The organism is Lutibacter flavus (assembly GCF_900188355.1).
GTDB classification, from domain to species: domain Bacteria; phylum Bacteroidota; class Bacteroidia; order Flavobacteriales; family Flavobacteriaceae; genus Lutibacter; species Lutibacter flavus.
In genome coordinates this window covers 170,954-182,998 of sequence record NZ_FZNX01000001.1, presented here as the reverse complement: position 1 = coordinate 182,998, position 12,045 = coordinate 170,954, and the positions used below count along the sequence as shown (strand labels likewise).

6 protein-coding genes are annotated in these 12,045 nt (G+C 31.8%); all 6 read left to right on the top strand.

Annotated features, from left to right (window positions below):
- Nucleotides 1-10: 10 nt before the first annotated feature.
- The 6 genes from CHB63_RS00780 to CHB63_RS00755 are packed head-to-tail and all read left to right on the top strand — an operon-like array spanning nucleotide 11 to nucleotide 11,954.
- Entirely contained in the window at nucleotides 11-2,011 is a 2,001-nt protein-coding gene (locus tag CHB63_RS00780; RefSeq protein WP_089376532.1) for a glycoside hydrolase family 97 protein, read from the top strand.
- A gap of 25 nt (nucleotides 2,012-2,036) precedes the next feature.
- Nucleotides 2,037-3,626, top strand: coding sequence for a GH39 family glycosyl hydrolase (locus CHB63_RS00775; protein ID WP_089376531.1), 1,590 nt, complete (start codon nucleotides 2,037-2,039; stop codon nucleotides 3,624-3,626).
- A gap of 28 nt (nucleotides 3,627-3,654) precedes the next feature.
- Nucleotides 3,655-5,808 carry a glycoside hydrolase family 3 C-terminal domain-containing protein gene (locus CHB63_RS00770; RefSeq protein ID WP_089376530.1) on the top strand — a complete coding sequence of 718 codons (2,154 nt, stop codon included), beginning with the start codon at nucleotides 3,655-3,657 and terminating at the stop codon, nucleotides 5,806-5,808.
- 7 nt (nucleotides 5,809-5,815) lie between these two features.
- Complete coding sequence (locus tag CHB63_RS00765; RefSeq protein ID WP_089376529.1) at nucleotides 5,816-8,038, top strand: glycoside hydrolase family 3 C-terminal domain-containing protein; 2,223 nt, start codon at nucleotides 5,816-5,818, stop codon at nucleotides 8,036-8,038.
- A 1-nt stretch (nucleotide 8,039) separates the two neighbouring features.
- A complete protein-coding gene (locus tag CHB63_RS00760) occupies nucleotides 8,040-9,551 on the top strand; it encodes a cellulase family glycosylhydrolase (RefSeq protein ID WP_089376528.1) in 1,512 nt (503 codons plus the stop codon).
- Between the two features lie 33 nt (nucleotides 9,552-9,584).
- Nucleotides 9,585-11,954, top strand: coding sequence for a glycoside hydrolase family 95 protein (locus CHB63_RS00755; RefSeq protein WP_089376527.1), 2,370 nt, complete (start codon nucleotides 9,585-9,587; stop codon nucleotides 11,952-11,954).
- Nucleotides 11,955-12,045: the final 91 nt, after the last annotated feature.

Sequence of the window (12,045 nt, the reverse complement as noted above, 5' to 3'; positions counted from 1 at the left end):
TTTAATTAAAATGATAAAGCAACTTTCAACAGCATTTCTACTATTATTGTTAATCTCTTGTAATCAACAGCCTAAAAAGGTTTCACAAGAATTAAATTCACCAAATTCAAAAAACAACATCACTTTTGAATTAAATAATGGGGTTCCTTTTTACTCAGTTTCACATGGTGAAAAATCTGTAATTTCTCCTTCAAAATTAGGTTTTGTATTTAAAAATAATGATTCTCTTAGTTCAAATTTTGAAGTTATTAAAATGGAAACTACTTCTTTTGATGAAACTTGGGAACAAGTTTGGGGAGAGAAAAAATCTATTCAAAATAATTACAATCAATTATCTGTTTTACTTCAGGAAAAATCTGAAAACAAGCGAAATTTAGAAGTTCAATTCAGAGCTTTTGATGATGGAATTGCTTTTAGATATATTTATCCTGAACAAGGAAAAGACAGTGTTTTTATTATGGATGAGTTAACACAATTCAATTTAAAAGACGATGGAGATGCCTGGTGGATTGGAGCATATCAAGATAACAGATATGAATATTTAACAACAAAATCGCCTGTTAGCACCTTAGACACCGTTCATACTCCTTTGACTATTAATAGTGAAAATGGCCTTTCAATAAGTTTTCATGAAGCAAATTTGAAAGACTTTGCAAGTATGACTTTAGAAAGAACTAACGGAACTAATTTAAAAAGTAATTTAGTGCCATGGGCAGATGGAGACAAAGTAAAAACAAATGGCAGTTTTACAACTCCCTGGAGAACCTTGCAAATTGCTGAAACACCAGGGGATTTAATAACATCCTATTTAATTTTAAACTTAAACGATTCTAACAAATTCGAAGATACAAGTTGGATAAAACCACATAAATATTTAGGAATTTGGTGGGGAATGCATATTGGAAAATATTCTTTTTGGGAAAGTCCAATTCAAGGAGCAACTACTACAAATGCATTTGAACATATTGATTATTGTGAAAAACTAGGTATTGATCATTTATTAATTGAAGGGTGGAATAAAGGTTGGACTCCTGCCTGGTATGAAAATGCAATGCATCAATTTAATTTCACTAAAGAAGCTGATAATTTCGATTTAGAGAAGGTTACAGAATATGCTAAATCTAAAGGAGTTAGTATTATTGGTTATCACGAAACAGGTTCAAATATCATCAATTATTTAGCTCAAATTGATGAAGGAATGGAACTTTATCAAAAAAATGGAATCCACGATGTAAAAATTGGTCAAGTTGGTTCACGATTAAATATGAAAGAATGGCATCACGGACAATTTGGAGTTAATTATTACAGGCAAGTTTTAGAAACTGCAGCAAAATATCAATTAACAGTTAATTTCCACGAACCAATTAAAGATACCGGCGAACGAAGAACGTATCCAAATATGATGGCTCGTGAAGGCGCTCGCGGTCAGGAATATAATGCCTGGAGTGATGGAAATCCCCCAAACCATACCGCAATTTTACCTTTTACTAGATTTCTTGCCGGGCCTATGGATTTTACTCCTGGTGTTTTAGATGTTGAAATTAAACAAGGATATGAAGGCAGAGATGTTCATACAACTGCAGCAAAACAACTTGCTTTATATGTTGTCTTGTACTCTCCTATTCAAATGTTAGCAGATTTACCAGAAAATTATGATGGAAACCCTGCTTTTAAGTTTTTACAAGATGTACCTGTAGATTGGGAAGATACCAAAGTTTTAAATGCTGAAATTGGAGAATATATTACAACCGTTAGAAAAGATAAATACAGTGATGACTGGTATTTAGGAAGTTTAACTAATGAAGAAAGTAGATCTTTTCATATTGATTTATCTTTTCTTGATAAAGATGTAACATATGAAGCTCAAATATATGCTGATGAAATTGGCACAACTTGGAATAAAAACGCAACGAAAGTAGCTATAACATCTAAAGAAGTAAAATCATCTGATATCTTAAAAATTAATCTTAGTGAAGGTGGAGGAACTGCAATACGTTTTAAGAAATTATAAAATTCAGTTTTAAAAATAAAAATCAATGAAACAGTGTCTATTTTTTATTTCAATTATAAGTTGCCTTTTTATTCAAACAACAAAATCGCAAACGTCGTTTTCAACAAACGATTATTATAGAACAATAAAAATAGATTACAATAATATTGCTGGCGACCTAAACACTATGTTTAATGAATGTATTGGAGCAGGAAGAGCAAATGAAGGTTTACGAGCAGATTGGCAGCAACAATTAACTATGGTAAAGAACGAATGCGATTTTAAATACATTAGAATGCATGGTTTATTATCTGATGATATGGGTGTTTATAGTGAGGATGAAAAAGGAAATCCAAACTATAATTATCAATATATTGATGCCTTGTATGATTTTATCTTAAGTATCAACATGAAACCTTTTGTTGAATTAGGTTTTATGCCATCTGCTTTAGCAAGTGGTCCTGAAACTATTTTTTGGTGGAAAGGAAATGTAACTCCGCCTAAAGATTATAAAAAATGGGCCGACTTAATTAGCAACTTAACTACTCATTTTACAGAACGGTATGGAGCTGAAGAAGTTAAATCTTGGTATTTTGAAGTTTGGAATGAACCCAACCTAACTCCTGGATTTTGGACTGGTACTCAGGAAGAATATTTTAAATTGTATGAATATACAACAAAAGCTATAAAAAATGTAAATTCAGCATACAAAGTAGGCGGACCTGCAACTGCTGGAGCTGCTTGGGTTCCTGAAACTATTGAATTTTGCGAGAATTCTAACGTTCCTATTGATTTTATTTCAACCCATACATATGGTGTAAAACATGGTTATTTAGATGAATTTGGAACTTCTGGAACTATCTTAAATAAAGATGAAGCAAGCGTAAGTGGTGATGTTATAAATTCTCGTAAACAAATTTCAAATTCAGCAAAACCTAATTTAGAATTACATTATACAGAATGGAGCTCTTCATACACACCTGCAGATCCTATTCACGATAGTTATCATTCTGCTGCTTATATTCTTCAAAAATTAAAGCAAGTCGGCGATGCTGCTAACTCTATGTCTTATTGGGTTTTTACTGATATTTTTGAAGAAGCTGGTCCAAGATTTACTCCTTTTCACGGTGGTTTTGGATTGTTGAACACTCAAGGAATTAAAAAACCAGCTTATTTCTCCTATTATTTAATGAACAAATTGGGTAAAACAGAACTTAAAAAAACAGATACATCTTCTTGGGCTAGCAAAAAATCCAATGGTGACATACAGTTACTTTTCTGGGATTTTACAAATACGCATCCTGGAGATTCTGAACTTAATCAGACCTACTATTTAAAAGATTTACCTGCACAATCCAAAGGCATAGTTAAATTAGAAGTTACTGGTTTAAAAAAAGGGAAATACACATTAGAAATATACAAAGTTGGTTATAAAGTGAATGACGTTTATTCCGACTATTTAGCAATGGATAAACCTAATCAGCTTACAAAACAACAAGTAAATAAGCTAAAGCAGCAAAATAATGGAACGCCAATTATTTCAGAAACTCTAAAAATAGATTCAAAAGGAATTTATGTTAAGGATATTAATATGAATGAAAATGATGTTTTTTTATTCAATTTCATTAAACAATAATTATAAATAAAAATTGGTAAAATAAAATATGAAAACCGTTTTCAGTTATATCTTAATTTTAATTGCAGCTATTAAACTATCTGCTCAAAATACTGAACATTCTTTTCAAAATCAAGAATTAGATGTTGAAACACGAATCTCAAACTTACTTTCATTAATGACAATTGATGAAAAAGTAAAAGCTTTAAGTACAAATCCAGAAGTTCCTCGTTTAGGTGTTAAAGGTACAGGACATGTTGAAGGATTGCACGGTTTGGCTTTAGGTGGTCCAGCACATTGGGGTGGGAAAAATAATGAACCAATGCCAACAACTATGTTTCCACAAGCTTATGGATTAGGTGAAACCTGGGATACTGAACTGTTACAAAAAGTAGCTGAAGTTGAAGGTTATGAAACTCGATATGCTTTTCAAAAATACAATAGAGGTGGATTGGTTGTTAGAGCTCCAAACGCAGATTTAGCTCGTGATCCTAGGTGGGGACGAACAGAAGAAAGTTATGGTGAAGACGCATTTTTAACAGGAAGTTTAACGGTTGCATTTATAAAAGGATTGCAAGGTAATAATCCCAATTATTGGCAAACAGCTTCTTTAATGAAGCACTTTTTAGCAAATAGTAATGAAAATGGAAGAACTTATACAAATTCTGAATTCAGTGAACGATTATGGAGAGAGTATTATGCACTTCCATTTAAAATGGGAGTTACAAAAGGAGGTTCTAGAGCGTATATGGCTGCTTATAATAAAGTAAATGGAATACCAGCAATGGTGCATCCAATGCTAAAAGATATTACTCAAAAAGAATGGGGTCAAAATGGAATTATTTGTACTGATGGCGGTGCTTATAGACTTTTATTAAGCGACCATAAGTATTATGCAGATAAATATTTAGGAGCTGCGGCAACTATTAAAGCAGGTATCAATCAATTTTTAGATGATCATACAGAAGGTGTTTATGGTGCTTTGTCTAATGGTTATTTAACAGAATCCGATATTGATTTAAAGTTAAAAGGTGTTTACCGTATAATGATTAAACTTGGAATGCTAGATTCCGAAGAAAAAAATCCATTCAGTCAAATTGGAAAAGATGATTCTATTGATCCTTGGCTAACTCAAAAACATAAAGATTTAGCCCTATTAGCTACTCAAAAATCAATTGTACTATTAAAAAATGATAAAAAATTATTACCACTAAATAAAGAAAAAATTAAAACCATTGCCGTTATTGGAAACAACGCAAGCAATGTTTTTTTAGATTGGTATAGCGGAACGCCTCCTTATACAATTTCGGCTCTGGAAGGAATTAAAAACAAAGTTGGAGATAACGTTGAAATTTTATTCACGCCAAACAATACTGATGGTAAAGCCGTGGAATATGCAAAAAAAGCTGATGTTGTAATTGTTTTAGTTGGTAATCATCCTACTTGCGATGCTGGTTGGGCAAAATGTCCAAAACCAAGTAATGGAAAAGAAGCTGTTGATAGAGAATCGTTGACCTTGGAAGAAGAAGATTTAATAAAATTAGTGTATCAGGCAAACTCTAAAACCATTGTAGGTTTAATTAGTAGTTTTCCTTATGCTATAAACTGGACTCAAGAAAACGTCCCTGCAATTGTGCATTTAACTCATAATAGTCAGGAATTAGGAAATGCATTGGCTGATGTGCTGTTTGGAGATTACAATCCCGCAGGTAGATTAACCCAAACCTGGGTTAAATCTATTACAGATTTACCAGATTTTTTAGATTATGACATAACAAAAGGAAGAACTTATATGTATTCCAAAAAAGATCCTTTATACTCTTTTGGTTTTGGATTAAGCTATACAAATTTTGAATATTCAAATTTAAAATTAACTAAAAAAAGTATTTCAAATAATGAAAAAATTAGTATTTCCGTTGATATTAAGAATACTGGTAAAATAGATGGAGATGAAGTTATTCAATTGTATATTAAACATTTAAATTCTAGCATTCAAAGACCAATAATAGAGCTAAAAGGATTTAAGCGAGTTTTTATTGAAGCAGGAAAAAAAGTAAATGTAACTATTCCATTAAATGCAGCTGATTTGAAATACTGGAATACTAAAAATCAACAATTTGAATTGGAAAAAGAAAACATTCAATTGCAAATTGGAAGTGCATCAAACAATATAAAAATTAAAAAAAATATAAAACTAAATTAGAAATAAAATGAGAAATTCTGTTAAAAATATTACGCTCTTATTAACCCTATTGTTAATCATTTCGTGTAACCAAGAATCTAAAAAAGCTAAAGAATTAGCAAATTCTTCAGATACTATTTCTTTAAAAAACGAAAGTGAAATTGACAGTTTAATTTCATTAATGACTATTGAAGAAAAAATAGGAATGCTTCATGGTAACAGCATGTTTACCTCTGGTGGTGTTGAACGTTTAGGAATCCCAGAACTAAAAATGGCAGATGGGCCATTAGGAATTCGAGAAGAAATCTCAAGAAATAGTTGGGCTAATGCGGGTTGGGATAATGACTTTGCTACCTATTATCCTGCAGCCGGTGGTTTAGCCGCCACTTGGAATCCAGAATTATCTTATACATTAGGAAATAGTGTTGGACAAGAAGCACGTGCTCGTGAAAAAGACATGTTACTTTCACCTGCAATCAATATTATTAGAACCCCACTTGGAGGGCGTACTTACGAGTATTTTACAGAAGATCCTTTTTTAAATAAAAAACTTTCTGTTCCATTTATTGTTGGCGTACAGGATAATGATGTTATGGTTTGTGTAAAACATTTTGCTGTTAACAATCAGGAAACAAATCGTGGAACTGTTGATGTTATAACAGATGAAAGAACATTAAGAGAAATATATTTACCAGCTTTTAAAGCCGCAATTACAGAAGGAAATGCACATAGTGTTATGGGAGCCTATAATAAATTTAGAGGTGATTATTTATGTGAAAATGATTATATGCTTAACAAAGTATTGAGAGATGAATGGGGATTTAAAGGAGTGGTTGTTTCTGATTGGGCTGCGGTTCATTCAACAGTAAAATCGTTAAAAAACGGATTGGACATTGAAATGGGAACACCAAAACCATTTAACGAATTCTTTTTAGCTGATAAATTAATTGCAGCTGCTAAAGCTGGAGAAATTTCAGAAGAAGAAATTAATAAACACGTTAAACGAATTTTACACGTATTATATCAAGTTAAAGCGATAACAGGCGATGATAGAGTTAAAGGAAGTATTGCAACAGAAGCACACTACAAAGATGCTTATGATATTGCTGCAGAATCTGTAGTATTGTTAAAAAACGAGAAAAATACATTACCCTTAAAATTAAATAATATTAAGTCAATTGCAGTTATAGGAAACAATGCTAAAAAGAAAAACGCTTTAGGTGGATTTGGAGCAGGAGTAAAAACAAAAAGAGAGGTTACTCCTTTAGAAGGACTTAAAAATAGGCTTCCAGAAAATATTAAAATTAATTATGCTGAGGGTTATTTAGAAAGATATTCTAAAAATGAAAATGACCAAAAGGAAGAAGTTACTTTACACGGACCTACCACTGTAAACCAATTAGACCAAAATATATTAGAAGAAGCCTTAATTGCTGCCAAAAACTCTGATATGGCAATTATCTTTGCAGGTTCTAACCGTGATTATGAAACGGAAGCATCTGATCGCCGAGATCTAAAATTACCTTTCGGTCAAGAAGAATTAATTAAAAAAGTAATAGCCATAAATCCAAATACAATTGTGGTTATGATAGCTGGTGCTCCATTTGACCTTCAAGATGTAGAAAAAAATGCCTCTACCCTAGTTTGGAGTTGGTTTAACGGCTCTGAAGGTGGAAACGCCTTGGCTGATGTTTTAATGGGAACTGTAAATCCTTCAGGTAAATTACCTTGGACAATGCCTAAAAACATTGAAGATTCTCCTGCACACGCAACAAACAGTTTTCCAGGTGATGAAACAGTAGAATATAAAGAAGGTATTTTAGTAGGATATCGTTGGTTTGACACTAAAAATATTGAACCTTTCTACCCATTCGGGTACGGTTTGTCCTATACCAATTTTGAAATTTTAGATTTAAAAACAAATCAAGAAAGCTATTCTTCAAATGATTCAATTGAGGTTACCTTTACTATAAAAAATACTGGAAATGTTGATGGAAAGGAAGTTGCTCAATTATATGTCTCAAACCCGACTTCTTCAGTTGAAAAAGCTGCTAAAGAATTAAAAGGATTCAAAAAAGTATTTGTTAAAAGTGGTACTTCCGAAAAAGTTACAATTCAATTACCTGTAAAAGAATTAGCATATTATAACATAGAAAAAAAGGAATGGATTGTAGAAACTGGCACTTATAATTTAAAAATTGGAAATTCATCAAGAAACATTTTAAAAGAAATTTCTGTAACTATTAAATAATATGAAACTATTTATTAAACAATTAATTTTTACTTTTTTTATACTAGTTGGTTTAAGATCTTGTTCAAAAGAAACCTCTGAACCGAACAAAGTTATTGATCCAACTATTGTACTAACTCTTGAAGTTAGTGCCAACAGTATTGAATTTGAAAAAGAAAAAAGTAGCTATGATATTACAATTACAACAAATGTAGATAATTATACTATTAGCAGTTCAAGTACTAGTTGGATAGAATTAAGTAAAACATCTGGAATTAAAGGAAGTTCGGTTGTTAAAATAACTGCCTTAGAAAATACTGGTGAAGAACGAACTTCTACTATTACAATAAGCGCAAACAAAGTATCTGCAGTAAAAATTACTGTAACACAAAAAACTGGTGAAGCGGCTTATGAAAGTTTATACCCAAGCTACAATACGAATCCTATTCCTGCTGATGCAACAGGTATGAGTAGTTCAGCAACAGAACTTGCAGCAAAAATATCTTTAGGTTGGAATGTTGGAAACTCATTAGAGGCTTCAGGAAGTGAAACATCTTGGGGAAATCCAAAAATTACAAAGGAATTAATAGATTTAGTTAAACAAAATGGTTTTAATGCAATTCGAATTCCTTGTTCTTGGAATCAATATCTTTCAAATAGTTCAACAGCAGAAATAAAAACTGAATGGCTTGAAAGAGTGAAAGAAGTGATTGAATATTGTGTTGATAATGATATGTACGTTTTAGTGAACATTCACTGGGATGGTGGCTGGCTTGAAAATAATGTTACTGAAGCCAAACAAGAAGAAAATAATTACAAACAAAAAGCCTTTTGGGAGCAAATAGCTACTCATTTTAGAGACTTTGATGAGCATTTATTATTTGCTGGTACAAATGAGCCAAATGTTGATGATTCAACTCAAATGGATGTATTAACATCGTATCATCAAACCTTTATTGACGCAGTTAGATCCACTGGCGGTAAAAATGCGTATCGTACTTTAGTTATTCAAGGACCTTCTACTGATATTGAAAAAACGAATAATTTAATGACAACATTGCCAATTGATACTGCTTCTAATCGCATGATGGTTGAAGTGCATTATTATACACCTTGGCAATTTTGCGGTTTGGAAGAAGATGCTAGCTGGGGTAAAATGGCATATTATTGGGGAGCAGATTACCATTCAACAACTGATCCAGAACGCAATGCAACTTGGGGTGAAGAAAGTGAATTAGATGCCTATTTTAAATTGATGAAAAACCAATTTGTAGACAATAATATCCCTGTTATTTTGGGTGAATTTGATGCTACAAGAAGAACTACTTTAACCGGAGATGATTTAACATTGCATTTAAATTCAAGAGCCTATTTTTTAAAGTATGTTGTAAAACAAGCTAAAGTAAATGGAATGCTACCTTTTTATTGGGACAATGGTGGTATCGGGAATCTTGCAAGTGGAATTTTTAATAGAAATGACAATACTGTTTTTGATACACAAGCTTTAGAAGCGCTTTTAGAAGGTTTAAATTAAAATTGGTTTATTATTTTTAACTACCATAATTAAATGAGAATACTTTTTAAAATTTTTATACCGGCCTTATTTATGTTGTTCTATGGTTGTAAAAAAACAATCATAGAACAAAGGAATTTAATACCTGAACAAATTTTATGGTACACTTCTCCTGCTGAAAATTGGGACAATGCTTTACCAGTTGGAAACGGTCGTTTAGGTGCGATGGTTTTTGGAAACCCAATAAATGAGCGCATTCAATTAAACGAAGATTCTATGTGGTCTGGTGGTCCAGAATGGGGAAATTCAAAAGGAACTCCAGCAGATTTGGCTGAAATAAGAAACTTTATAAAAACTGGAAATGTTCATTTGGCAGACAGTTTAATAGTTGAACGATTTTCATATAAATGGGTTGCAAGGTCGCATCAAACAATGGGAGATTTATTTATAAATTTCGATAAAAAAAAACCTTCAAATTATAAAAGAGAATTAAACTTAAGTAATTCTTTTGCCCAGACAACTTATAAAGTAGATGGATTTGATGTTTCCCAAAAAGTGTTTTCATCTGCAGTTGATGATGTTTTAGTAATAAAAATTTCTACTACAAATCCAGATGGATTGAACTACAACTTAAAATTAAACAGACCAGATAATAAAGGCCATAAAACTGTTGTAGTTTCAACGCCAACAAATAACACCATTAAAATGAACGGAATGGTAACTCAATATGACGGAATGGTACATTCCATTCCTGTTGAAGTTGACCACGGTGTTAAATTTGAAACCGTTTTACAAGTTCAAAATAATTCTGGAACTATCCAGCCAATTGATGGGGGTTTATCTTTAGAAAATGTAAAAGACGCTACCATTTATATTATTTGTAATACTTCATTTTATTTCGATAATTATGAAGAAAAAAATACAGAAGCACTTCATAAATTAAATACTAAAAGTTACGACGAGATTCTAAATAATCATATAAAGGATTATCAAAATTTGTTCAATAGAACAACACTAGATTTAGGACATCACGAATTAGATACTTTACCAACAAATGAACGATTAACATTAGTTAAAGAAGGAAAAGAAGACATAGATTTATCAAAAAAACTTTTTGATTACGGTCGCTATTTATTAATTTCAAGTTCTCGTCCAAATACAAATCCAGCAAATTTACAAGGCATTTGGAATGAACATATTAATGCACCTTGGAACGCTGATTATCATTTAAATATCAATTTACAAATGAACTATTGGCTGGCTGACGTTACTAATTTAAGTGAATGCCACGAGCCTTTATTTGATTTAACAGATAGATTGATTGAAAGAGGTAAAATTTTAGCAAAAGAGCAATATGGAATGAACGGAACAGTTGCTCATCACACCACAGATTTATGGGGAGCGCCGTGGATGCGAGCTGCAAAACCATATTGGGGTTCATGGATTCATGGTGGAGGTTGGATTGCTCAGCACTATTGGGAACATTTTAGATTTACCCAAGACACCATTTTTTTGCGTGAAAGAGCTTATCCTGCAATAAAATCTTATGCTGAATTTTATGCAGATTGGTTGGTTTTAGATAAAAGAGATCAAACATTAATTTCAACACCTGAAACTTCTCCTGAAAATTCATACTTAGCATCAGATGGAAAACCTGCGGCTGTTTCAAATGGAAATGCAATGGGACATCAAATTATTGCAGAAGTATTTGACAATGCATTAGAATCTGCTAAAATATTAGGAATAAATGATGAATTCACTAAAAATATAAAACAAAAAAGAGCCAAATTACATTCTGGAATTAAAATTGGATCAGATGGCAGATTGATGGAATGGGATAGAGAATATGAAGAACCTGAAAAAGGACATCGTCATATATCTCATTTATACGCACTACACCCTGGAGACGATATTACAAGTGAAAATCCTGAATTATTTGAGGCAGCAAAAAAAACCATTCAATTTAGATTGGATAATGGAGGCGCTGGTCCTGGTTGGAGCAGAGCTTGGATTATCAACTTTTTTGCTCGATTACTAGATAAAAATGCAGTTGAAGAAAATATCAATTTATTTATGCAACGCTCTCTATATGGTAACTTATTAGACGTTCACCCTCCATTTCAAATAGATGGGAATTTTGGTTTTACAGCTGGAGTTGCTGAAGCGTTATTACAATCACACGAAGGTTTTTTACGAATTTTACCAGCTTTGCCAAATAATTGGAAAAATGGGACTATAAAAGGTTTAAAAGCTCGTGGGAATATTACCATTGATATTTCCTGGAACAATGGTAACCTAAAAGAGTTAACATTAAAGTCTGAAAGTTCAAAAACAATTAAAGTTAAATATGGTGAAATTGAAAAAGAAGTAAATCTTTTAAAAGATGTACCAAATACATTTAATTTTAAACTTGAAAAGTTTTAAATTTATCCTATTGATTTTTCCATAAAGTAATTAAACTTTATAAAAGAAAATCAGGCAATCTAAAGCCTACATAATTATATTTAAATTCAGA